General features: G+C 37.6%; 23 protein-coding genes. 12 read left to right on the top strand and 11 right to left on the bottom strand.

Annotated features, from left to right (window positions below):
* The first annotated feature begins 80 nt into the window (after positions 1-80).
* From ribA to aroE, 5 genes are all read left to right on the top strand, one after another.
* Positions 81-683 (top strand): GTP cyclohydrolase II, encoded by a 603-nt coding sequence (ribA, locus tag ACK2M2_RS01035; protein WP_419345851.1) that lies wholly within the window; start codon positions 81-83, stop codon positions 681-683.
* A gap of 127 nt (positions 684-810) precedes the next feature.
* A complete protein-coding gene (locus ACK2M2_RS01030) occupies positions 811-2682 on the top strand; it encodes an NPP1 family protein (RefSeq protein ID WP_419345850.1) in 1872 nt (623 codons plus the stop codon).
* Positions 2683-2834: 152 nt separating this feature from the next.
* Entirely contained in the window at positions 2835-3776 is a 942-nt protein-coding gene (gene hemF, locus ACK2M2_RS01025) for an oxygen-dependent coproporphyrinogen oxidase (RefSeq protein WP_419345849.1), read from the top strand.
* A gap of 327 nt (positions 3777-4103) precedes the next feature.
* Positions 4104-4310 (top strand): hypothetical protein, encoded by a 207-nt coding sequence (locus ACK2M2_RS01020; protein WP_409509953.1) that lies wholly within the window; start codon positions 4104-4106, stop codon positions 4308-4310.
* Positions 4311-4415: 105 nt separating this feature from the next.
* Complete coding sequence (gene aroE / locus ACK2M2_RS01015) at positions 4416-5207, top strand: shikimate dehydrogenase (RefSeq protein ID WP_409509952.1); 792 nt, start codon at positions 4416-4418, stop codon at positions 5205-5207.
* Positions 5208-5277: 70 nt separating this feature from the next.
* Here the strand turns inward: aroE and ACK2M2_RS01010 are convergent, their stop codons facing one another.
* Complete coding sequence (locus ACK2M2_RS01010; RefSeq protein ID WP_419345848.1) at positions 5278-7722, bottom strand: hypothetical protein; 2445 nt, start codon at positions 7720-7722, stop codon at positions 5278-5280.
* Positions 7723-7962: 240 nt separating this feature from the next.
* Between ACK2M2_RS01010 and ACK2M2_RS01005 the strand changes: the two genes are divergently transcribed.
* Positions 7963-9786 carry an acyl-CoA dehydrogenase C-terminal domain-containing protein gene (locus ACK2M2_RS01005; RefSeq protein WP_409509950.1) on the top strand — a complete coding sequence of 608 codons (1824 nt, stop codon included), beginning with the start codon at positions 7963-7965 and terminating at the stop codon, positions 9784-9786.
* An 81-nt stretch (positions 9787-9867) separates the two neighbouring features.
* Here ACK2M2_RS01005 and ACK2M2_RS01000 read toward each other — a convergent pair whose 3' ends face one another.
* Together ACK2M2_RS01000 and hemW are read right to left on the bottom strand one after the other, a co-directional pair.
* Entirely contained in the window at positions 9868-10590 is a 723-nt protein-coding gene (locus ACK2M2_RS01000) for a sulfite exporter TauE/SafE family protein (RefSeq protein WP_419345847.1), read from the bottom strand.
* A gap of 24 nt (positions 10591-10614) precedes the next feature.
* A complete protein-coding gene (hemW, locus tag ACK2M2_RS00995; RefSeq protein WP_419345845.1) occupies positions 10615-11769 on the bottom strand; it encodes a radical SAM family heme chaperone HemW in 1155 nt (384 codons plus the stop codon).
* Between the two features lie 119 nt (positions 11770-11888).
* On the opposite strand from hemW, the gene ACK2M2_RS00990 reads away from it, so the two are divergent.
* Together ACK2M2_RS00990 and ACK2M2_RS00985 are read left to right on the top strand one after the other, a co-directional pair.
* On the top strand, positions 11889-12362 hold the full coding sequence (locus ACK2M2_RS00990) for a DMT family transporter (RefSeq protein WP_419345844.1): 474 nt from the start codon (positions 11889-11891) through the stop codon (positions 12360-12362).
* Between the two features lie 100 nt (positions 12363-12462).
* Positions 12463-13764: an MATE family efflux transporter gene (locus tag ACK2M2_RS00985; protein ID WP_409510015.1), complete on the top strand. Its 1302-nt coding sequence runs from the start codon at positions 12463-12465 to the stop codon at positions 13762-13764.
* Between the two features lie 89 nt (positions 13765-13853).
* Here the strand turns inward: ACK2M2_RS00985 and ACK2M2_RS00980 are convergent, their stop codons facing one another.
* A complete protein-coding gene (locus tag ACK2M2_RS00980) occupies positions 13854-14066 on the bottom strand; it encodes a DUF1737 domain-containing protein (protein WP_419345843.1) in 213 nt (70 codons plus the stop codon).
* Positions 14067-14260: 194 nt separating this feature from the next.
* Here ACK2M2_RS00980 and ACK2M2_RS00975 point away from each other — a divergent pair, with 194 nt between their 5' ends.
* Both ACK2M2_RS00975 and ACK2M2_RS00970 read left to right on the top strand, forming a co-directional pair.
* A complete protein-coding gene (locus tag ACK2M2_RS00975; protein ID WP_419345841.1) occupies positions 14261-15565 on the top strand; it encodes an ABC1 kinase family protein in 1305 nt (434 codons plus the stop codon).
* Between the two features lie 328 nt (positions 15566-15893).
* Entirely contained in the window at positions 15894-16142 is a 249-nt protein-coding gene (locus tag ACK2M2_RS00970; RefSeq protein WP_409509944.1) for a type B 50S ribosomal protein L31, read from the top strand.
* A gap of 135 nt (positions 16143-16277) precedes the next feature.
* Here the strand turns inward: ACK2M2_RS00970 and crcB are convergent, their stop codons facing one another.
* Entirely contained in the window at positions 16278-16658 is a 381-nt protein-coding gene (gene crcB / locus ACK2M2_RS00965) for a fluoride efflux transporter CrcB (protein ID WP_419345839.1), read from the bottom strand.
* A gap of 216 nt (positions 16659-16874) precedes the next feature.
* On the opposite strand from crcB, the gene ACK2M2_RS00960 reads away from it, so the two are divergent.
* Positions 16875-17207, top strand: a complete 333-nt coding sequence (locus tag ACK2M2_RS00960) for a HopJ type III effector protein (RefSeq protein WP_419345838.1) — start codon at positions 16875-16877, stop codon at positions 17205-17207.
* An 88-nt stretch (positions 17208-17295) separates the two neighbouring features.
* Here the strand turns inward: ACK2M2_RS00960 and ACK2M2_RS00955 are convergent, their stop codons facing one another.
* The 3 genes from ACK2M2_RS00955 to ACK2M2_RS00945 all read right to left on the bottom strand — a co-directional run bounded on the left by ACK2M2_RS00955 (position 17296) and on the right by ACK2M2_RS00945 (position 19646).
* The gene (locus tag ACK2M2_RS00955; RefSeq protein ID WP_419345837.1) at positions 17296-17706 is read right to left on the bottom strand and encodes a GFA family protein; all 411 of its coding nucleotides are present in this window, start codon (positions 17704-17706) and stop codon (positions 17296-17298) included.
* Positions 17707-17767: 61 nt separating this feature from the next.
* Positions 17768-18997 (bottom strand): TIGR03862 family flavoprotein, encoded by a 1230-nt coding sequence (locus tag ACK2M2_RS00950; RefSeq protein WP_419345836.1) that lies wholly within the window; start codon positions 18995-18997, stop codon positions 17768-17770.
* Positions 18987-19646, bottom strand: coding sequence for an SAM-dependent methyltransferase (locus ACK2M2_RS00945; RefSeq protein ID WP_419345889.1), 660 nt, complete (start codon positions 19644-19646; stop codon positions 18987-18989). Before ACK2M2_RS00945 ends, ACK2M2_RS00950 begins: the two co-directional genes overlap by 11 nt.
* Before the next feature lie 81 nt (positions 19647-19727).
* Between ACK2M2_RS00945 and ACK2M2_RS00940 the strand changes: the two genes are divergently transcribed.
* Positions 19728-19901, top strand: a complete 174-nt coding sequence (locus ACK2M2_RS00940) for a DNA gyrase inhibitor YacG (protein WP_409509939.1) — start codon at positions 19728-19730, stop codon at positions 19899-19901.
* Between the two features lie 597 nt (positions 19902-20498).
* On the opposite strand, the gene ACK2M2_RS00935 is transcribed toward ACK2M2_RS00940, so the two are convergent.
* The 3 genes from ACK2M2_RS00935 to ACK2M2_RS00925 form a co-directional block, all read right to left on the bottom strand.
* The gene (locus ACK2M2_RS00935) at positions 20499-21143 is read right to left on the bottom strand and encodes an MBL fold metallo-hydrolase (RefSeq protein WP_409509938.1); all 645 of its coding nucleotides are present in this window, start codon (positions 21141-21143) and stop codon (positions 20499-20501) included.
* A 46-nt stretch (positions 21144-21189) separates the two neighbouring features.
* Complete coding sequence (hemH, locus tag ACK2M2_RS00930) at positions 21190-22197, bottom strand: ferrochelatase (protein ID WP_409509937.1); 1008 nt, start codon at positions 22195-22197, stop codon at positions 21190-21192.
* 108 nt (positions 22198-22305) lie between these two features.
* Entirely contained in the window at positions 22306-23334 is a 1029-nt protein-coding gene (locus ACK2M2_RS00925; RefSeq protein WP_409509936.1) for a DUF4062 domain-containing protein, read from the bottom strand.
* Positions 23335-23421: the final 87 nt, after the last annotated feature.

The following is a 23421-nucleotide window of genomic DNA, read 5'->3' as shown; positions in this document are numbered from 1 at the left end:
AAACATACGTTACCATTCTACCTATATGCATGCTTTACGCTATACTTTAGCCAATTTCAACACAAAAAATGGTTAAGCCTGTGCCGATTGAATTTATTGCTACGTCTAAACTCCCTACGGCTTTTGGTGACTTTAAAATTTCTGTTTTTCAAGATCCACAAACTGGTGAAGAGCACGTTGCGCTTTCAAAAGGTCTTGAAAATGCACCAACCGCACCTGTTTTAGTACGTATTCATTCTGAATGTTTAACGGGCGATGCCTTTGGGTCACTCAAGTGTGACTGTGGCCCACAGCTGCATAACACCATGCAAATGATCAATGATGCAGGTCAAGGTGTGATTTTATATCTGCGTCAAGAAGGTCGTGGTATTGGCTTGACCAATAAAATTCGTGCTTATGCTTTACAAGATCAAGGACATGACACCGTTGATGCTAATTTGATGTTAAACCTCCCTGCCGATGCCCGCACTTATGATATGTGTAGCATTATGCTGGATCATTTAGCCGTAAAACAGGTCAAACTCATCACCAATAATCCGTTAAAACTTAAAGCCTTAACTGACTTAGGTATTGATGTAACGGATCGTGTGCCATTGACTGTGGGTTTGAATGAATTCAATGCTGATTATTTAAAAACTAAACATGACCGTATGTCGCATATGTATGAGAAAGAGGATTTTTAAAACAAAAATGTGATATAAATCAAATTAAACCATACTAGATTAAGCGAAAATCACTGATTTCAGGGATATTTTTCACTCTTTTTCTTGGCTAGATTCTATTTTCTAGCATTAGAAACTTGAGATGACCATGAAAAAAACTATCTTAGCAATGAGTATTTTCTCGATATTATTAATGGGGTGTAATGGTAGTGATTCTAAAACCAATAACAATGAAACATCTTCTCCACCCCAAAATACACACCTAAACTTTGGGGAAAAAACCGATAAAGTTCAAATTACTAGTTTAAAATATCCTAATAGTATATCGGAGACAGTTGACCTTTTAGATGGTAAGCTCAAAGATACTCCTATATTACTTGGCCAAGCCGAAGATCTATTTATCATTAACTATTTATCAGGTGAGAAAAATATTGGTTTCATCCTTGCAACCAAGCAACAAATTTTAGACCACAAAATTGAATTCAATGAGTTTTCCTTTCTCATTAGCAATGAAGCAATGGAACGGTTTCTCGGCTTAAGCTATGCCGACATGATAATATTTACAGATCTGTTAGCAGATAAAATCTTAAAAGAAGATTTAGATGGCAATAAAACGATTAATTATGAAGATATTTTGAGTTTAAATAAAAATACTCAAGCTCTTCAGAAATTAGAGTTTAACTATGATGAATACTTTAATAATAAAAATAATAGCTTCAATATGAGTCTTAATGATGCGTATAAAACAGCTGATTCATCTTTATTTAGATCAATTATGGATGAAGTTTTTGATTCATTAATAAGGCTTGAAGAGCCAGCAATATTCACCAAAACCGTCTATCAAACAGAAATATCATCAGGTGAGAATGGCGAAATCACTAGCAACGATCCTAGAATTGAAACTCTAAATAAGGACAATAATACAGCAGTCTTGCTCAACAATCCTATTGAAGGATCTGCTATATCAAACATAACATTAACAGCCACTCCCACAATACCCAATATGGTCTTTGAAGGTTGGGAAGGCTGTGAAAATAGCAATGCAAATACTTGTACCATTGACCTGAATCAGAATAATAAAGTTTATGCACATTTTGGTTCTATTGATCATTTAGAAACGCCTAATTGGAATACCAAAACCTGTGCCCAAGCCAAAGCAGAATCAGTAAATAATGAATTACCAACTGCCTGCTTATCTCTCAAAAATTATATTTCACCTTCTGATGCAGAATTAAATCAAGGCCGTGCTGTTTTTGCCTTCGGTACTGATGGGTGCTATGCCTCAGCTCCAGTCTATACCGCACTTGACGGTTCGCTCAGAGCTAATCCTGGAATTCCTTTAGCAGGCTCTAAGACAGATAAATGTAATTATTTCGATCAAATGAATAATGCATATCTGACATATCATGAAGTGAGCTCAAATAAATCAAATTACAAAGCACGTATTTTTGGTTTATATGCGGTTAAAGATCAATGTAGTCCTGCAGTACCAGAGAAGTTATGTGGGCATAAAAATGAATGGGAACATGTCATTATTTGGATGAAAGACAATCAGCCAGAATATGTAACCCATACCCGACATGGCTGGATTGAAACCAAAGAAGCTTCAAAAGCGACACACTTAGCAAATGCTCCAAATACATTTGTATTTAAATACATTCAGGAAGGAGGCATTAATAGCCATTATCCAGATTTTGCAGGAAGTAAAAATGGTATCTATATACCATCTGAACAGCCAACACCACAAGGAACTCTATTTGGTCATGACAGCAAGCAAATATTAGACTATAAATACGCATCCACTGACTTTAAACAATGGTTTGAAAGTAAAGGGAAAACTAAACAATCTTGGGAGCGTGTGACTCAGCGTATTTATGACAATAGTTGGCTTAATAGCAAAGTTTGCCCTGTAAGAGTTGCTGAGGGTTGCGAAAAGCATTGGTTTAAACCAAACTTTCTAGTTATTGATAAAGTTCCAGTTATGCCTAAAGCATGGGAAAATGCAAAAGTAAAATTCTAATCAGATAAAGCCTCACACAATTAAAAGATGCTTAAAATATAGAAGCATCTTTTTTTTAAATAAAAGCATTAAATTCCTTACTTTTTTTATGGTTTTATGTTTTTATGTATACAACTTCAGAAATTTTATTTTCATCTTCCCAAGAGGTTCACATGCAGAATCCAACATCCGCAGATATCCAACGTGTACGTGATTTTTTATGTGATTTACAAGCACGCATTTGTTCTGCGCTAGAACAACAAGAAAAAATTGGCGGTGGGACTGCGACATTTGAAATTGATGATTGGCAACGTCCTGAAGGTGGTGGTGGTCGCTCTCGCGTACTACAAAATGGCATTGTAGTTGAAAAAGGTGGTGTGATGTTCTCACACATCAACATTTTAAATCTGCCTGCATCTGCAACTGAACGCCATCCGCAAATTGCAGGAGCAAAAGCGCAAGCAATGGGTGTTTCACTCGTTATCCATCCGAACAATCCGAATGTACCAACTTCTCATGCAAACGTTCGCTTATTTGTTGCCGAAAAAGAAGGTCAAGAACCAATTTGGTGGTTCGGTGGTGGTTTTGATCTCACGCCTTTTTATCCAAATGATGAAGATGTCCTTGCATGGCATCAAAAATCGTATGATCTCTGTGCACCGTTTGGTGATAATGTTTATGCAGAACATAAGCAATGGTGTGATGATTATTTCTATTTAAAACACCGTGATGAACAACGTGGCGTGGGTGGCTTATTTTTTGATGACCTAAATCAATGGGACTTTGAAAAATGCTTTGAATATATTCAAGCGGTGGGCAATGGCTACCTTGAAGCTATTTTACCGATTTTCCAGAAAAATCAAGATAAGCCTTATACCGAAGCGCAACGCGACTTCCAACTGTATCGTCGTGGTCGCTATGTTGAATATAATTTAGTGTATGACCGAGGCACTCTATTTGGCTTACAAACAGGTGGTCGTATCGAGTCAATTTTGGTGAGTATGCCACCGCTTGCAGGTTGGTCATATCGTCCAATATGGGATGAAAACAGCCCCGAAAAACGTTTAACGGATTATTATTTAAAACCTAAAGATTGGTTAAATGAACTAAAATAGTTTAAAAACCTCCGTCATTTTAGATTGTTTGAATGCAATACATTTTAAGAGAAAACAAAAAATGTATTGTATTTTGAACTTACAATTCAATGTAAAACCTTATTTTAATTTACTTAAATAGTATTTTTAAAAATTTAAACTCGCCACACTCAATTACAACATAAATTAAATCTTCAATTCTTGATACGTTCTGTTGCAAACACAATAACATCTCAGCGCTGAAATTAGCGTAAGATGTCCCATATCTTGAAAATCACTTCATCATTACGCCCTGTGTTTAGGTCGTTTTTCGCCTTTATCTTCATCATAGCAAACAGGGAATAATCGATGAATATCAAAAAATTTAGTACCATCACCCTCCTTTTATGGAGCTTTGTGATTGTATTTTTAAGTTCTGTCAGCACTACTGTTTTTTCTGAAAGTGCATTTAATGATAATTTTGCTTTTACCACGATGGCGATTGGTGTAATTGGCTTTTTAGTCAGTGGACTGTTTTTATTAGTCGATACCGTTCAAGATATCTGCAATCCGTAATTTTATTTTCTCACCAAGTTTTTCTGTAAATCTATAGTTCAGGCTTTAGTCATTCTGTATTCTGTCGTATATTGAAGCTCATTTTCACCACATGGATGCTGTGCAATGAGCAAACAATTCGCGGTCATTGGTAATCCCATTGAACATTCTCGCTCACCTGAATTACACCATCAGTTTGCTGAAAAAACTCATATTGATCTAAGCTACAAGAAACGTTTGGCTGAACTTGATGACTTTGAAGTCAGCGTCAAAGATTTTTTTTCCGACGCCAATGCCGTAGGGATGAACGTTACAGTTCCATTCAAAGAACAAGCCTTTGCTTTATGTACACATTTATCTGAACGTGCCACCATTGCTAAAGCCGTCAATACCTTATGGATGGAAAATGGTGAATTACATGGCGACAATACAGATGGTCAAGGTTTGGTTGAAGCCATTCATGCACTCGATTGGTCACTCCAAAACAGTCGCATCTTAATTATTGGTGCAGGTGGTGCAACGCGTGGTGTCATTTATCCACTTGCTCAAGCAGGCGTAACACACATCACTATTGCCAACCGTACACTTGCTCGTGCAGAACAATTGGTCAGTGATCTTCGGGATGCTGTTCCGCATATAGAACTTTCAGCTTGTGGACTAGATCAGTTACATGGCGAATATGATCTTATTATCAATGCAACCTCTGCAAGTTTAACAGGCGATACGCTTATCCTGCCTGAAACACTACAATTTAAATATGCTTATGAAATGGCATACGGCAAACCTTCAACTTTTATTGATCAAGCCAAAGCACGTGGCGTACCCACATCGGAAGGTTTTGGCATGCTCGTTGGACAAGCCATTGAGGCATTTTATATTTGGAATGGTGTTAAACCTAATTTAAAAGACTTTATTTAAGTTTTAAATTCCAATGAATAAAAAAGCACCTCATTTAAGGTGCTTTTTTATTCAATACTTCTATTTTGCTTTACTTAAATGAAGCACCCACCTTTTCAAAGGTTTTACGATATAAATCATAGTCAATAAACCCAACATCATCTTCTTTTAAGTTGTGAATGGTTTTCGCTGTTAATTGATTTTTACGTGTATCTTCATAAGCTTGAGCAAGAATTTTTGCAGTTTTATGCAGGCTTGCTTTTTGCTCAGCATCTAAATCTCCTTCTTCAAAATCAGATAGAAATTCAGAAACATAATATTCAGTAAATGCGCTTTTCGCTGTTTTATGCTTTTGAACAAAAGTTTTCCACGCTTGGCGATCTTTCTGCCCTTCAATAGCATCGACAACAACACTATACACCGACTCACCTACGCGATCATTATATTGATCATTCAGCTCTAAATGATGCTTTTTCACCAAACGATCAAGTTCTTCTTTGACTTTGCCTTGTGGATTGTAAATCGATTCATCCGCATAGGCATAGGCATAAACACTGCCAATCTCATTTAGCTCGCTTGGGCTAAATAATTTAACAACATTAGGTTGTTCCGCACTCATTTTTACAATAAATACAGCCTGATAAGTTTTGCTATAAGATTTTGTTGAATCATAGACTTGAATTGCAAGATCATTCAGTTGTTGTTTTAAAGACAATGGGGTTACAGCACCTGAGGCTTGAGTTGTATCTACACCCAAAGATTTACTGAAACCGTTCACCATATTTTCAAGTGGTGAACCTTTACCAACTTCTTCAATTGATTTTGCCTGATTTAATTCAGTACGATTAATAGTTGTAGCATTGCCATAATTAAGAATATTCATATCTGTTTTAAACTTGAGTATCCCTGATGCCTTGGTTTTAAACTGAATATCATAATCAATACGAACTGCACGACCCTGCTTGTCTAATGCAACATCCATCAGCACAGGGTTATGACTGCCCTGACGTGCTAACTCTTTTTTCACATCAGCTTGATGCTGATCCCACAACACTTTAAAGGCTTTAGCATCTTTAAATTCTTTAGATGCATAAGATTCAAAGCGTTGATCAAGTTCTGTTTTTTCAGTCGAAAAAACCGTGTTTATAAATGATGGTGCATCTTCAGAGGTTACGCTTTGTGGTTTGTTCACTGTATTATGAACAAGTAGATCAATCTCATGCTCTTCCATACACGATTGAATATCTCCAATGGCAGGGCGTTTTTTCTGTACAGTCATTGCCTGACATTGCTCAGCACTTAAAGTACCTTCATCATCGGAAGAATCAGCTTCTTCTGTATCTGTCGAAGCAGCATTTATTGCTTCATTACACTCACTCGTACACATTGTAGCAGCATCGACAGCAGCACTACTTGCTGCAACAGCGCATTCACCTGCCGTTTCACAATCTGCCTCTTCATCATCTGCTGTACGATCATCATCAGAATTAAACTGTGCATTGACTAATTTATAGAGGTTTTGACTTGCACGGTATGCCTCAGCTTCTTGTGCACTCATCCCATAGGTTGACAATGAATCTGCGTCATCTGAAGAAGCATCTGCATATTCAGCAATTACATCGCTAGAGGCTGCATCTGCTGTAGCGTCGTTATTAGGAAATACACTCGACATTTTAGCTTGAAAATAGGGTTTATTTATTTGCTCATATAAACGTGCTTGTAAGAGCCATTCCTCAAGTGAAATTTTCAAACGAATTTTATCGACTGCACCTTGAGCCTTATCTTGTGCATTTAATGAAACTGTTTCGATATTTTGAGCATCTGCCAATAAATAAGGTAAAGCCGATGATTCTTTTAAATAGGAAACCAATGCTTTTACATCGAGCTTTTCAAGATCTTTTTTATATTTTGAAAAATCAATATAAGCGAGTGAATTCTGACTGTCTTTATTGACCATAAAAGGCATCAATGCAAAATAATTGGTGTAAAACTTATATGCATTAAAGTCGACGACCATGGGTACTTTGGCTTGTACCAATAAGGTTGGTTTTTCATATCTAACCGTCAAATTCATCGATGCCATTTTTTGCTTATAATGTACCGAACCATCATAGCTAAATTGCATTTCACTCAGCAATTTCATGACAAAACCTTCAATTTTTTTAGAACGTGAAGACGATGCCGAAGATGATTCGCCTAATTCTTCTGCTGCAATAGCTTGATAAAGCTGTTGCAATTGTACCGAACTTAAATTGATACGCTGTGCTTTGAGTACTGCTTGTACCTGTTTTTCAAGCTCAGGATCGGCAAATCTAGATTGATTTGAAATATTTTCTTTGCTTACGCTTGCATTATCAACCGCAAATTTAAACGTGCCATTATAATCATAACTTGGATAGTCAAACATGGCATTAAGACCATCGCTTGCCCGCTGATCAAGAGCATTGGTTGTTGCATTATTGGATTTAATGACGTGAGATGAACAAGCAGTTAAACTGAGTGCAAACAAACATAAACTTAATTTTTTTAGGCGCATAATATTCTTCAAATATCTTGTTTCTTTATAATTAAAATCTAAAAATAAATTTAGATCCACAATAAAAATCATTTTAATTTTATCAAAAAAGTTAAAAAACACACTCTACATTTTGTATCTAATTCGCTTTTCTGACATTTTTTTTAGTTACAGTTATCAATGCATTCAACTCATTTAAATTGAATAATAAATCCATTGCTTAAAAGCCCATAACTATATTTGTATTCAGGATTACGACACATGCCAGCATATAAAGCGCCCGTACGAGATATCCGCTTCTTAATGAATGAAGTATTTGACTACGCATCACATTACAAAACACTGTCTAACGGTGAAAATGCCGATGCAGACACCATTAACATGATTATTGATGGTGCAGCAGACTTTTGTGAAAATGTACTTTCACCACTCAACCAATCAGGTGATGAAGAAGGGTGTCATTTTAAAGATGGTGAAGTGACTACACCAAAAGGTTTTAAGGAAGCTTACGATCAATTTGTTCAAGGCGGATGGCAAGGTTTGTCTTATCCTGAAGAATTTGGTGGTCAAGGCTTACCGATGTCTTTAAACCTCGTTAAATCTGAAATGATGGGGACTGCAAACTGGTCTTTCACTATGTATCCAGGTTTAAGTATGGGCTGTATGAACACCATCATGCAGTTTGGTACAGATGAGCAAAAAGCAACGTATATGCCTCATCTCACTGCGGGTACTTGGTCAGGTACAATGTGTTTGACTGAACCTCAGTGCGGTACCGACTTAGGACAAGTGAAAACTAAAGCAGAGCCAAATACAGATGGTACTTATGCCATTACAGGAACGAAAATTTTCATCTCTGCAGGTGAACATGATTTAACAGACAATATTGTTCACATTGTTCTTGCCCGTCTTCCAGATGCACCTGCAGGCACAAAAGGTATTTCATTATTCATCGTACCTAAATTCATTCCAACTGCAGATGGCGGTGTAGGTGAACGTAATCCTGTAACTTGCGGTTCAATTGAACATAAAATGGGGATTCGTGCTTCAGCTACTGCTGTGCTTAACTTTGATGCTGCAACTGGTTACCTCATCGGTGAAATCAACAAAGGTCTACATGCAATGTTTACCTTTATGAATACCGCACGTATCGGTACGGCTGTTCAAGGTTTGGCACATGCTGAATTGTCTTTCCAAGGTGCATTACCATACGCAAAAGACCGTATGTCTATGCGTGCCCTTTCTGGTAAAAAAGATCCTGAGCGTGTTGCAGATGCCATCATTCACCATGCTGATGTCCGCCGTATGTTGTTGACGCAAAAAGCATTTGCTGAAGGTGGTCGTTCAATGATTTATCACGCTGCACAGCTAGCGGATAAAATGACCGATGCCCTCCTTCAAGGCGATCAAGCGAAATATGATGAATATGATGACAAACTTGGTTTCTATACCCCAATTTTGAAAGGCTTCTTGACTGAAATGGGTTTAGAGTCTGCAAACTTAGGTATGCAAGTGCTAGGTGGTCACGGTTATATCAAAGAGCATGGCATGGAACAAATTGCCCGTGATGCACGTATCTCAACACTCTATGAAGGAACGACAGGTATTCAAGCATTAGACTTGATTGGTCGTAAAGTTTTACTTTCTTCTAAAGGAAAGGTAGTTCGTGAATACACTGCTGAAATCTTGAAATTCTGTGGTGTTCATGCACGTAATAAATACATGCGCCGTTTTGCATGGGATTTAACTAAAATCTGTGCACAGTGGAATGCTTTAACTGTACGTATCATGCTTGCAGCACGTAAAGACCGTGACATCGTATCTTCTGCTTCTGTCGATTTTTTGATGTTCTCTGGTTATGCGATGATGGCATACTATTGGGCACAACAAGCTGCTGTTGCTTCAGAAAAATTGGCATCGGGTGAGGGTGCTGAAGTTCCTGAATTCTATAAAGCAAAAATCAAACTTGCTGATTTCTATTTTGAACAATTGCTTCCACGTTCACAAGGTCATGCTGAATCTATGGTGAATCCATCTAAAACAATGATGTCTCTTGATGCTGAACACTTTAGCTTTGACTACTAAGTTGTAAGTTTTTAGAAAAAGCAAAAGACCGCCTAGGCGGTCTTTTTTAAATTTAATAGATGAGCATTTAATCTAATCACATTATGAAACGGCAGCCCACAACATAGAAAGACCCGCAAAAAGTAACATTGCATCAAGTAATAAATTAAACACTCGTTCGGAAATATTCAAAACAAATAACTTCCCAAAATAATTTCCGAACATTAAAGATAAACCCACAAGAAAACCCGCAAGAATCACTTCTGATTTTAAAATGCCTAAAGTACCAAAGGCTATACTTTTTGAAGCATACAATGCAAAAGAAGATGCTGCCTCTGTTGCCAGTAATGCTTCCTTGGTTAAACCAAAACCACTAAAAACTGGCAACAACAATGGACCTGTAGAAAATACCAAACCCGTCAAATAACCGAGTAATGCACCAGCAAGAAATAAATGAAAATTATTTAATTTTAAACCTTTACGTTTTGCAAAATGTCGCAATGGAATCAATAATATAAAAAACAATCCTATACATATATTGGACACTTTCGCAGGCATAACCCACAGTGTATTTGCGCCCAATACAGCAGCAGGAATACCGACACTCGTAAACAGCAAAAAAGCTTTTATATTTAGTTCATGTCGCCATAACATCACACGTGAAATATTTCCCATAATCGCAGCAATTGCCATGATTGGTACTGCCAATTTAGCCCCGAAAATATAAGCAAGTATGGGTAATAAAATAATAGATGAGCCAGTTCCGACAATACCGCTAATCATGCCTGAAAGTACACCAATCAGTGCCAACACCACATAAATCATGATCTGATTTTTTGTCCAACTATATTAAAGAAACTCTTCCAATACTGAATTTAGGAACACATGTCCTTTCTCGGTACATGCAATACGATTTGGATCATTTACCATCAATTTACGTTGTTGCAATGATGCCACTAACTCAGCAATTTCTGACAAATCCGTACCTGTACGCTCAGCATACAGTGAAGCGTCTACGCCATTGTTTAAACGTAAAGCATTCATCATAAACTCAAACGGCATGTCATCATGTTCAAGGCGTTTAAATTGCAGATTTTCCGCAGGTACTTTAGCTAAATAATCTTTTGGTAAACGCGTTTTTTGAAAACGATATACACCATCAACTTGTGTCACTTTTCCATGTGCACCTGCACCAATCGCCAAATAATCACCAAATTGCCAATAATTAAGATTATGTGCTGACGGTTTTTCCTTACGCCAAGCTGACACTTCATAATTGATAAAACCATTGGCTTTTAAATAAGTTTCACCCAGTTCTTGAATGTCTTCCAACACTTCATCGACAGGTAAAATTGGTTGTGTTCGGAAAAATACTGTATTCGGTTCAATGGTCAATTGATACCACGAAATATGCGTTGCTCCACTTTCTACAGCCAGTTTTAAATCAAGCAATGCCTGCTCTAAAGTCTGCTCAGGTAAGCCATGCATCAAGTCAACATTGACTCGCTTAAAGCCAGCTTCTTTTGCATTTTTAATGGCAAAAATCGCATCATTATTACTATGAATACGACCAAGTTTTTGCAAATGGTCGGTGTTAAAACTTTGTACACCAATCGATAAACGGTTAATGCCTGCTTCTAAATAACCTGCAAATGGATCATGCTCTACTGTCCCAGGATTAGCTTCTAAGGTGATTTCGCAATCTTGCTCAAAAGATAATAATGCCTTGAGTTTAGCAAAAAGCCATTGATAACCTTTAGCAGAAATTAATGATGGTGTTCCCCCACCAATAAATACACTATGAATTTCTCGCCCTTGGGCAAAGTCAATTTGCGTTTTAAAGTCTTCGACCAATGCCTGTAAATATTCTTGTTCTAAATCCAGTGATAACTTTCCGTCAGGCACGGCATGTGAATTAAAATCACAATACGGACATTTCCGCACACACCATGGCATGTGAATATATAAAGAAAGTGGAATCAGTGCAGGATTTAAATCAGCCAAAGGACAGCTCAAAACAAAGAGATAATGCACAATTTTAACATGAGTTCTACATTCACATTCGCTCAACTTTCTATTTTGCTTTAGACTGAAAGCAAAATGATAAAAAGCAAAGGTATAAAATGATGAAAATTGCGAGCCAATTATTTTTCCTTTTACCCTTAGCCATGGGGATTGGGATTGCCATGACCTTTCAGACAGCACTCAATACACAATTACGTGAATATTTACATTCTCCACTGCAAGCTGCCCTTTTATCATTTTTAATTGGTACAATAGTGCTCGCCGTTTTAGTGATCATTCAAACGACCTTGCAAGCCGTATCTAAACCGAGTTTGCATGAATTAAACATGATCCCTTGGTACTTATGGCTCGGTGGCTGTTTGGGTGTATATGCAATTAGTATTAGCATTTACACTGCTCCAAAACTTGGATTTTTAACACTTTCTGGCTTAATTATTTTTGGTCAAATTTTAATGTCGATGTTGATCGATCACTTTGGGCTTCTAGGTTCAGAGAAAACCCCGATCAATTGGCAACGTTTTTTAGGTGGCGTGGTGATTTTTATTGGTGTGCTTCTCACTCTACAACGCTAACCCATTTATTTTCTAAGCACATTTAAAACGAGTATTTTCTGTGTCTGCATCGACCAAAGCCACAACTACCCGCTTTGAATTAAAGCAACTATTTCATCTAATGCTCCCTATTTTAGTCACTCAATTTGCCTATGCAGGTTTTGGACTAATTGATACCATTATGGCAGGACATATGTCCGCCGAAGACCTTGCAGCTATCGCAGTCGGAGTTGGGTTATGGATTCCTGTCATGTTGTTATTTAGTGGCATTATGATTGCAACCACACCTTTAGTGGCTGAAGCCAACGGCGCACGAACCCCTGAAAAAATCCCTTCAATTGTCCGTCAGTCACTTTGGATTGCCTTGATTCTCGGCATTATTGCAATGCTGATTTTACAAGCCACACCCTTACTACTCCCGTTATTTGGTGTCCCTGATTCTTTACTTCCTAAAGCAAGTCTGTTTTTACATGCGATTGCATTCGGTATGCCCGCAGTCACCATGTATTCAGCTCTACGCAACTACTCTGAAGCCTTAGGATTTCCACGACCTGTAACAGCCCTGAGCTTAGGGGCTTTAGTGGCACTTATTCCGCTAAACTTTATTTTTATGTATGGTTTGGGTCCTATTCCGCATTTGGGCAGTGCAGGCTGTGGTTTTGCAACGGCAATTTTACAATGGCTGATGCTTATTATTTTAGCGATCTATGTATTTAAAGCAAAACGCTATCAAAAAACTCAACCGTTGACGCATTGGGAAAAAATGAATCCCGTACTGATTAAGCGTATTTTGAAATTAGGCTTACCAATTGGTTTAGCTATTTTCTTTGAAGTGAGCATTTTTAGCACAGGGGCAATTGTACTAAGCACACTGGGTGAAGTCACCATCGCCGCCCACCAAATCGCCATTTCCGTCACCTCTCAACTGTTTATGATTCCAATGTCTTTGGCACTTGCATTGACTATTCGAGTCGGAACTTATTATGGTGAAAAAAATTGGGTGGCTATGCGTAAAGTACAAAGACTCGGCTTACTCACTGCAACGGGTTTTGCATTTATTACCATGCTTCTGATGTGGTTACTACGTGCTGACATTGTCGCAGTTTACACCTCTAATTCTGAAGTAACACAAATCGCAATTTATTTAATTATCTTTGCGATTGCTTATCAACTCATGGATGCATGGCAAGTCAGTGCAGCAGGCTGTTTACGTGGTATGCAAGACACCAAAGGTCCAATGTGGATTACCATGCTTGCCTATTGGATTATCGCCTTCCCTGTCGGAATCTACTTGGCACGTTATACTGAAATGGGTGCAGCGGGTGTTTGGATTGGGTTGATTGTCGGTTTAAGTATCGCTTGTGTTTTACTACTCACACGCCTACGTATGAACAATCAACGCTTAATACAATCATCAAATTAAAAATAAAGCATTTAGCATTCAAGAATAGATAAGCTCAAAATTACTCCGCCTCCTTTTAAAAAATTAGAGGGAGGTAATTTTGAAATACTTTACAACTGACCTATTGCTACTTTTAAACCTGATGGAATGTCCGATTCACTTTCAACATCTTTCACAATCACTTGACCTACAATCACATCTACCCCATTAAACGTCATGGTGGGAGAACCATAGAGTTCATAGCCTTCATTTAAAGCTTTGGTCACTTTGGCACAGAAATTCACATCATCTTCACCTGTTAAATATCGGTACACTTTTGTCATTTGATTTTCCTCAGACACAATATCTGCTTATTCTACGCTTTTCTGCATGCTACATCTTTCGACTAAATACAATCAAAATATTGAAAAATAGCCAATGCGAAACAATATCTTAACAATTTGAAGTAGGCAGTCATGTAAATGTCACCTATGATCAAAACAATCATTATATTCTTCTTGTCGAAGGGCGCATCAGCATGTCAAAAAATGCAAGTACACCAGGCCGCCGCTTTATGAAGCTTGCGAGTATGACTGCAAGTATTGCGACAAAAACTGTTTCCAACTCCATTCGTAATTTTAATGCCGATGAAGACAAAAAAAATGAAGCTCGTAGTCAGCTTTTTCAAGATATTGGTCTACAAATTGCCGATACCTTAGGCGAGATGAAAGGCGCGGCAATGAAAGTTGGGCAGATTGCCTCACAATATAAAGATATTTTCCCACCTGAAGTTGCAAGCGCGATTGCTAAACTACAACGCCAAGCACCAGCCATGCCCTTTGCTGAAATAAAACAACAAGTTGAAAGTGAGCTCAGACAGCCGATCAATAAAGCATTTACCCATTTTGAAGAGCAACCTTTTGCCGCAGCCTCGATTGGTCAAGTCCATAAAGCGATTTTACCCAATGGCACACCTGTCGTAGTAAAAGTACAGTATCCTGGTGTCGATACTGCCTGTGAAAGTGATCTTAAACAGGTTCGTTTAGCCTTACGCTTAATGGGTGTTTTAAAGGTCGATAAAAAACTCCAAGATCGCCTATTTCAAGAAATTCAACACAGTTTACATGAAGAACTCAACTACGAAATTGAAGCACAAAATTTTGAGGTTTTTCGTACCTTTCACCAGAGTTTAGACAGTAAAATTATTATTCCCAAAGTCTTTCCTGAACATTCAACACGGCGTGTTTTAACCTTAAGTTTTGAACAAGGTGAAAGTATTGAAACGGCCAGTACGTGGGACTTAACAATTCGTAATGATATTGGTCGCCGTTTGATTCAGGCATTGGGTCAACAAATGTTTTTTTTAAAGCGATTCCACTGTGACCCACACCCAGGTAACTTTGCTTTTCGTGAAAATGGCAGTGTAATTATTTACGATTTTGGTGGCGTAAAAACCTTATCGACTGACATTATTACTCACTTTAAATCATTGGTTAATGCTGCACGCCAACAAGATATTCCACGTATTGAAGATGAATTAACTGCACTTGATGCACTCGCTGAAAAAAATAAATTTCCTGAAGATTTATATCAGCAATGGTTAGAAGTTTTATTGCGTCCACTGACCACACCTTATGATTTTGCAGAAAATTCAGCTCACCATGATGGGATGAAGCTCGTCAAGAAATCCTTCAAATATTGGGATGTTTTCAAGCCATCACCAGATACATTGATGGTCAACCGAACCATTTCAGGACAATATTGGAATCTTATTCATCTTAAAGTCAATGATGATTTAAACGATGTATTTGAAAGTTTAGTTCCATCCGAACAACTTAATTAAGCATATTTAAATAGATATATTTACAGACCTTTTACAAAATGTTTGTACAACAAAACCTTATTTTAATATTTTTTTAAGTTAGCGAGACTAAATTATCTACATAGAAAGTCGTTATCTCTTTCGACTTTTAATCAACACCTCTTAGAAGTCTATGCAAATATATCCTCCTGCTAGACTTCTTTTTTTATGTTTATTTTGATGCAACACTCTTCAAAATTATTTATTTTTCTTTTGAATACAATCACTCAGAAACCAGCTAAGTAACATCTCTTGACACATATATTGTTATATTATAACATTACAAAATCAACCCAATAAGAGATAAGAAATGCGTACAAATATCCATCCCGAATACCGTGAAGTTTTATTCCATGACACCAACGCTAATGCTTATTTTATCATTGGCAGCACACTCAACAGCAATAACACTCGTGAGTATGAAGGAAAATCATATCCTTACGTCAGCTTAGATATTTCGAGTGCTTCACATCCATTTTATACAGGTGAACAACGCCAAGTGAATAATGATGGTCGTATTGCAAACTTCAATAAACGCTTTGCACGTTTTAAACGCTAAGTATTATTCGATGTAAAGACAGAATACGATGAGTGAAATGAAGCATTCATTAAAAATATAGTTTGACTTTAAAGCCTGAATATCTCCCCAGATTCAGGCTTCTTTTTATTATTAAATATTGATTTTATAAAAGCGCTAAGCGGACTTTAAAAATATTTGAAATAAATAAAAACCCATCGCCAAACACAGCACACCCACGATCATACTCGACAGACTATACATGACAGCTATGTTCATTTGCCCTTGTCTGATTAACTGAAAAGTTTCCAAACCGAAACTTGAAAATGTAGTGAATCCACCAAAAATACCAACCATGACAAAAAGTCGAGTCTCATTTTGCAGTATAGGGTAGCGTTGACTTAAGGCAAAGAAGACGCCTGCAAGAAAACAGCCCAACACATTAATAGACCATGTTGCCCAAGGAAATAAACTCATTGGTCGCACAATGAGTAGCCCTGCACCATAGCGTAAGCAAGCACCTATTGCTCCACCACAAGCGACCAATAACCAATTCATTATATTCTCCACTTCATCAATTTCAGTTCAGTGGATAAGTCTTAATTTATCCACAAGTGATCAATTTCCAAATGCTTTCTTCAATTCCATCATTATGATTTTGTACAATTCAATCTATAGTTCATCACCACATTCAGCTATGATTCTGAGTGAAAAATAAAGGATGATGATTCAATTCATCCTCTCTCATCATAGATCATTCACTGGAGTATGCACATGTCACAGGAATTACTGAATCAACTTCAATCGGGCGAAGCTAAATTTTCCGATGTCATTGCTTTTATTGAAGCTCGTTATACACATACACCAACCGCATTTCAAAATGGTCAGCAACATAATGTAGCCACTGAAAACCAAGGTAGCGCAAAAGTATTTTCATTTGCTCAACTTAATGGGCTTGATCAAACACAAACTTTAAGCCTATTTGCAGAACATTATGCGTCTGTATTGGCGACACCTGAAGCAACCGATCACCAAAACATTCGTCAATTTATACAAAATGGTTGGAATGGTATCAAGTTTGAAGGCACGGCTTTAGTTGTAAAATAATCTCATGCTGCTCCTCCCTTTGTTAAAGGTGAACAGTATGACTGCGCAAGGGGAGGAATTAATAAAATTTATAACTTGATACAGCCCCTTAAGGACGCTCATCGTACTGAGGCAAACTATCACAAATAGTATCCCACTCTGCCTTATAGGCTGTGAAAATATGCATAACAGGCTTGTGTTCTAATGGCGTATCCAATGTTCCAATTCTTAAACGATAAGTATCGGGTGTCTCTGCTTTAATACTGATGATGGGCGAAGCACATTCACTACAAAAACAACGTGCTGTAGTTGGTGTTGATGCAAATTTTTTCAATAAATGTTCACCTTGAACAATTTTAAAATCTGCTTTTTTAATCGGAGCATTGGTAGCAAATGCTGTGCCATTGGCTTTGCGACAACGCTTGCAATGGCATTGAATTACTTCGCCAATTTCACCATGAATTTCATAGCGAATCGCACCGCATAAACAACTGCCTGTATAGATTTTTTCTTCGGACATTTTTACTCCTTCATCAATTGCGAACGCTTTTTAGGATACTAAAAAAATATTCTACGCTCCATTACGATATACATGATGATTGATCCAATTGTAAATATTGCACCACACCCTCACCTGCTGCACGACCTGTCGCAAAACATGCCGTCAACAAATAACCGCCTGTCGGTGCATCCCAATCAAGCATTTCACCACAACAGAAAACATAAGGATTCGATTTCAGCTGTAAATGTTGATTCAGTGCATTTTCACGTACACCACCTGCACAACTAATCGCCTCTTCAATTGGGCGAAAACCATCTAAAGTAATAGCTAAATTTTTAATTTGAAATGCTAATTTTTCAGGCTGCTGCCAAATGGATTTATCGACTAGCTCTCGGACTAAATTGGCTTTTGCACTATCTAAACCAGCCTTACGCCAAACATTACTCATCGACTGTTTCTTTGAAGATTGTAATTTTTGCGTAAGCTGTTCAATACTTTGATCGGGCAACAAGTCCAAATGAAGTATCATCGGCTGCCCTACTTTTTGCAAAGTGCGCAATGCTCGACCTTGTTTATAAATCAGCCCACTTTCAAGCCCATAATGTGAGATGACAATATCACCTTGGGTTTTCTGTTGATGGTCAAGCCATGCATCTACACGCTTTAAAGGTTGCCCAAATACAGGCTGCATATAGCTTGACCACTTGCGCTCTACGCCAGCATTACTTGGTTGAAAATTTTCAATGGCATCAGCATTTAACCATTTTTGCCAAGCACCATCACTACCCAAGCGTGACCAAGACACAGCCCCACATGCTAAAACTATCGCATCAAATTTCTGCTCAAATTGTTGCTGATTTTTTTGATCTAAAATAGTGAGTTGATTGTCAGCCAAATTCATAATTTGATGCCTATAATGGAATTTTACGCCTTGTTCCATCAAGCGTTTTAACCAAGCTCGAAGCAGCGGTGCAGCTTTCATTTCAATGGGAAAAATTCGTCCTGAACTGCCTGTATATGATTCAATACCTAGACCTTGCATCCACGCTTGAATCCATTTTGCATCCCATTGTTCAACCCAAGGCTTTAACCATTCTACGTGGTCATAACGTTGAATAAACTGTGTAACAGGTTCTGCATGAGAAATATTCAAACCAGTTTTGCCTGCCATCAAAAATTTACGTGCAGCAGAAGGCTTTTGTTCAAAAACATGAATCTCTAGTTGAGTACTCTTAAGCTGACTCAATACTTCGGCAGTCATCAATCCAGCAGGCCCTGCACCAATAATGGCAACTTTTTTAATTTGCATCTGCTGGCTCAGAAGCTTGTGCATTTTGACCTTGTATAGGCATGAAATCATCAAAACGCGTGGTGTAACTTTCAGGTTTTGAAATAATCAATTGCTGACACAGCTCACCACGTTCTAAATATTTAATTTCAAAATGAGTTCTTGCCGATGTCGCAGGAATGACCTCTTTGACATAAGGTAATTTCCAAACATCAATGAGTTGCTTTTCTGCCTCGGCAATATATTCAGGAATATTACTCGCCAATGTCACCGTGCCATTCACCCGTAAACGTGAAACCAAAAACTCAAAAAATGGCATATTCAACCAACGCTGAGCGGGATTATGTGGCTCAGGGTTTGGATAAAGAATAAAAAACTGTTCGACTTGTGCAGGAAAAAGTGCATGAACAACCCATGGCACAGCATCCGCATGCATAGGTATTAAATTTTTTTGACCTTCAAGTTGATGTTGTTTTTGCATCGCTACAAATTTTTCACGTGTTCGCTCAATTGCAATCAATTGCTGTTCAGGATTTTGCTCTGTAAACAGTAAGGCATGCTTACCTTTTCCTGCACCAATCTCCACACAAATCGGCTGATTTTCAATAGAAATAAAATCACGAGGCGCATGCATACGCTGTGCTTGAAATTGACGAATCGGCATAATCAGATCAAACTAAGAGAAATCAAATGTAAGTCTAACAATTCCTGACTCGCTTTCCTATTTTTTCACTTATTTTTGGAGTATTTCATGTCTGTTCCACGTACATTTCCTTGCCCACGTTGTGGTGAACCATCTACTTGGGAAGGTAATGAATTTCGCCCTTTTTGCTCAGAGCGTTGCAAGATGATTGATTTGGGTGCTTGGGCAAGTGACGAATATAAACTTCCAACTGAAGATGCCCCGCAAGCAGAAGACAATTAGATTTTTAGTGATTTAAATTAAACAAATATACAAAAAACAACAATTCAATCACATTCTTAATGTAGTATATTTTACAGTTACATTAAAAAGTAGCTTTAAACTTTTTTGAAAAAGTTCATATTTTCGTCATCATTATAATTTATAACTCATTTTAAGCTGTATTAAATCTAATTCAAAAACTGCTTAAAATGACTTTAGGAGTATTATCATGCATATAAGTTTAAAAATTTTACTTTCCACTTTCATGCTACTTTCTATTTTTTTTGTAACGTTAGGTCTGTATAGCCTTGATCTATTGTTACTTAGCGTTGCTATTCTATTTATCGTTGCTTCCATATTAATTGTTCTTGAAGCAAAACAATCGTTACATAATCCATTTAGTCACTAAAAAAGATACAATCAGATGTACAAGATAAGCGATAGATATAAAATAGAAAGTAACAATATATAAAAATATACGTAAACATTTTTAATGTTGCCTAAGGACAAAAAACTTTTCATTAAATTGACAAAATACTTTTAGCTTTGTAAAAACAAAAAAAATAATAAAAAATATAATATCGCCCCTGATCTAAAAAGATTAAGGGCTTTTTAATTTTAACCCGCTTTTCCTGCAACAAAAGGGTTATGTTGTTTTTCAAAACCAATCGTACTCATTGGCCCATGCCCTGAAATAAACTGTGTTTCATCAGGTAAACTAAAACATTCACGATGTATTGATTCAATCAGTTGAGCATGATTACCTCGTGGAAAATCAGTACGACCAATAGAACCTTTAAACAACACATCACCTGTCCATAGAACACCATAATTTTTATTGTAAAAAACTACATGACCTGGTGTATGACCTGGTGCAAAACGAACTTCAAATTCTTCTTGCCCAAGTTTTAAGACTTCACCACCCTCTAGCCACTGATTGACAATGACAGGTTCTGGAATGGGGAAGCCATAACGAGCGGAGACTTCTTGAATCATATCCAACCAAAATTGATCTTCTTTATGTGGCCCAATCACAGGAACATTCCATATTTTAACCAATGCACCCACAGCTCCAGCATGATCTAAATGACCATGTGTCAACCATAGCGCTTTCACTGTTAAGCCCAATGCTTCAACTTCAGCTTGAAGTTTTTCAGCATCACCGCCCGCATCAATCAAAACAGCTTCTTTAGTTTCTGAATCCCAAATAATCGAACAATTTTGTTGAAATGCCGTGACAGGTACAATTTTAACTTGCAGCATACATTTCTCCTGCCACCTTGAAATAGAAAATCTTGAAATAAAAATTTTATGAAATGAGTGTCTGTTTCAATGCATCAAGCTGTGCTTGAACCAATGTACTCAATAATTGAATATGATCTGCTCGATCATTCAGTGCCGGAATATACGCATAGTGCTTTCCGCCCGCATGCATAAAAAGTTCAGCATTTTGTAAAGCAAGCTCTTCAAGTGTTTCCAAGCAATCTGCTGAAAATGCAGGACTCAAGACTTGCACAGAAGCCACACCTTGCTCAGCCCACTCTTGCAGTATTCGATCTGTATAAGGCTTAACCCATTCTTGTTTCCCAAAACGCGATTGAAAGCTAATAGCCCATTGCGTTTCATTTAAACCGAGTGCCTGTGCAACTTTTTTTGCAGTGATACGACAGCGCTCAGCATAAGGATCGCCTTTATCAGCATAAGGTTGTGGAATACCATGAAATGACATCAACAATTTATCAGCTTGACCATGTTCGGACTGATAATCTCGCACACTTGCAGCCAATGCTTCAATATATAAAGGATGTTGATAATAATCACGAATCAGACTTAGACCCGGTAAATTACGCTGAGTCTTCACCCAATCCGCTATCGCATCATATAACGGTGCTGTCGATGTTGCAGAATATTGCGGAAATAAGGGCAATAAGATGACATGATCATATTGAGCTTGTGTCGCATTCGCCAAAATGGTTGAAATCCCTGGCGTACCATACGTCATTGCAGGAACAATATTTATTTCAAATTCAGGATATACAGAAATAATTTGCTGTTGAAGCGCTTGAACCTGTTGATTTAAAATTAAGCGCATTGGAGAATCTTCAGTCCAAATCTGCGCATACGCTTGCGCCACTTTTTTAGGACGAAAAGGTAAAACAAAACTGTACAGAATGATCTTCCACAAAAATTTAGGAATCTCAATTACTCGACCATCTGACAGAAACTCTTCAAGGAATCGGCGAACACCAGAAGTGGTTGGTTCATCTGGTGTTCCCAAATTTGCAATCATCACCAAAATTTTAGGCTTTACAGACATTCTCTTAAATTCCAACACACTTTTAGACATCTAATATAGTACCTGATGCTCTACGGGACACGTACTTTATCAATATGATGTTTTCATCATCCCCGATTGATGAAAAGTTCAAAGAATCGGTGTGCGACGCCCAATTTGGCCGTCACCTTCAATTAATTTTAAAGCTTTTGCGGTCATTTGCCAAAGCATACGTTGACGATCATCACGTCCTACAGGTACAACCCATTCATTTTGACGCATTTGTTGCTTAATGGTATGTAATGCGCGAATATTAATCTGTGCACGAGAAACAGCGTGCGCTCGAGGCATGACCCTCAAAGCATCATTGAGACCTGTATTATTCAAATGTTCATTAAGTACTTTTGAGAAAAATTCTTCAGGCATTTGTTCACGAAATTCGCTAGAAAGTACTTTCACCAATTCAAGCCAACTCATCTCACGCATTGGCGTTAATTCTCTAAAGTTACCATCCTGATAGGCATGCATGCGGTAATCAAAGCTAAAAATTTCATTGCTATACACTTTTGGTAAAGTCAAAAATGGATCAACTTCTTTTAAGCCATGTACGGTAGTTTGTTCTGAGCGAGCTTTAGCAAGTTCTGATTTTAACTTATCAATCTCATCTTGTAATACTTGTAAATTTTGTGGACGCACCCAACCAACAACTGGATAACGCTCTAACATTTGCGGCATATAAGAACGAACTGCTAACTCTAGATCACGTAATGTTTTATAAGTTACGACTTGTTCGACTTCTTTTTGTAGCTGATGACGGAATTCTTTAAACTTATCTTTCAATGCAGTAGTCTGATCTTGTAGATCATTTTGCCGTGTTTCAGGTGCATCATGCATAAAGACAATTATTGGTTTTTGTTTGGTGACTGCATAAATGTATTCAAGATGCATATAACCTACACCTGATACAGATTGCTCCCCATACTGGCTACCCAAGAGCAATAAAACATAATCGCAGTCATCAATTTGACGACGTGCAAAAGCAGTACTCAATGGCGTCCGTTGTTCAAGCCCCCATGAAAAAAAGCCCATTCCAATCAGAGTCTGAGTCACCACCATTCGTTCAGGCTGCATTTCTTTGCCTGATGTTGTAATAAAAACTTGATAACGCTTATCGAGCATAGGTAAACCCTTTTCTCTCTCACATCCTTAAAGTTCAAACCTTCCCCAAAGTCGATTTGATGGTTACATGCCCTATACTTATGAAAA

It is taken from the genome of Acinetobacter sp. TY1 (genome assembly GCF_048551395.1).
Classification (GTDB): domain Bacteria; phylum Pseudomonadota; class Gammaproteobacteria; order Pseudomonadales; family Moraxellaceae; genus Acinetobacter.
Note: the sequence above shows the minus strand (reverse complement) of the source record. Positions and strands in the feature narration are given on the sequence as shown.

Coding starts and splice junctions, on each gene's coding strand:
- ACK2M2_RS01030 (WP_419345850.1), top strand. CDS start 811: ATGAAAAAAACTATCTTAGCAATGAGTATTTTCTCGATATTATTAATG.
- hemF (WP_419345849.1), top strand. CDS start 2,835: ATGCAGAATCCAACATCCGCAGATATCCAACGTGTACGTGATTTTTTA.
- ACK2M2_RS01020 (WP_409509953.1), top strand. CDS start 4,104: ATGAATATCAAAAAATTTAGTACCATCACCCTCCTTTTATGGAGCTTT.
- aroE (WP_409509952.1), top strand. CDS start 4,416: ATGAGCAAACAATTCGCGGTCATTGGTAATCCCATTGAACATTCTCGC.
- ACK2M2_RS01010 (WP_419345848.1), bottom strand. CDS start 7,722: ATGCGCCTAAAAAAATTAAGTTTATGTTTGTTTGCACTCAGTTTAACT.
- ACK2M2_RS01005 (WP_409509950.1), top strand. CDS start 7,963: ATGCCAGCATATAAAGCGCCCGTACGAGATATCCGCTTCTTAATGAAT.
- ACK2M2_RS01000 (WP_419345847.1), bottom strand. CDS start 10,590: ATGATTTATGTGGTGTTGGCACTGATTGGTGTACTTTCAGGCATGATT.
- ACK2M2_RS00990 (WP_419345844.1), top strand. CDS start 11,889: ATGATGAAAATTGCGAGCCAATTATTTTTCCTTTTACCCTTAGCCATG.
- ACK2M2_RS00985 (WP_409510015.1), top strand. CDS start 12,463: ATGCTCCCTATTTTAGTCACTCAATTTGCCTATGCAGGTTTTGGACTA.
- ACK2M2_RS00980 (WP_419345843.1), bottom strand. CDS start 14,066: ATGACAAAAGTGTACCGATATTTAACAGGTGAAGATGATGTGAATTTC.
- ACK2M2_RS00975 (WP_419345841.1), top strand. CDS start 14,261: ATGTCAAAAAATGCAAGTACACCAGGCCGCCGCTTTATGAAGCTTGCG.
- ACK2M2_RS00970 (WP_409509944.1), top strand. CDS start 15,894: ATGCGTACAAATATCCATCCCGAATACCGTGAAGTTTTATTCCATGAC.
- crcB (WP_419345839.1), bottom strand. CDS start 16,658: ATGAATTGGTTATTGGTCGCTTGTGGTGGAGCAATAGGTGCTTGCTTA.
- ACK2M2_RS00960 (WP_419345838.1), top strand. CDS start 16,875: ATGTCACAGGAATTACTGAATCAACTTCAATCGGGCGAAGCTAAATTT.
- ACK2M2_RS00955 (WP_419345837.1), bottom strand. CDS start 17,706: ATGTCCGAAGAAAAAATCTATACAGGCAGTTGTTTATGCGGTGCGATT.
- ACK2M2_RS00950 (WP_419345836.1), bottom strand. CDS start 18,997: ATGCAAATTAAAAAAGTTGCCATTATTGGTGCAGGGCCTGCTGGATTG.
- ACK2M2_RS00940 (WP_409509939.1), top strand. CDS start 19,728: ATGTCTGTTCCACGTACATTTCCTTGCCCACGTTGTGGTGAACCATCT.
- ACK2M2_RS00935 (WP_409509938.1), bottom strand. CDS start 21,143: ATGCTGCAAGTTAAAATTGTACCTGTCACGGCATTTCAACAAAATTGT.
- hemH (WP_409509937.1), bottom strand. CDS start 22,197: ATGTCTGTAAAGCCTAAAATTTTGGTGATGATTGCAAATTTGGGAACA.
- ACK2M2_RS00925 (WP_409509936.1), bottom strand. CDS start 23,334: ATGCTCGATAAGCGTTATCAAGTTTTTATTACAACATCAGGCAAAGAA.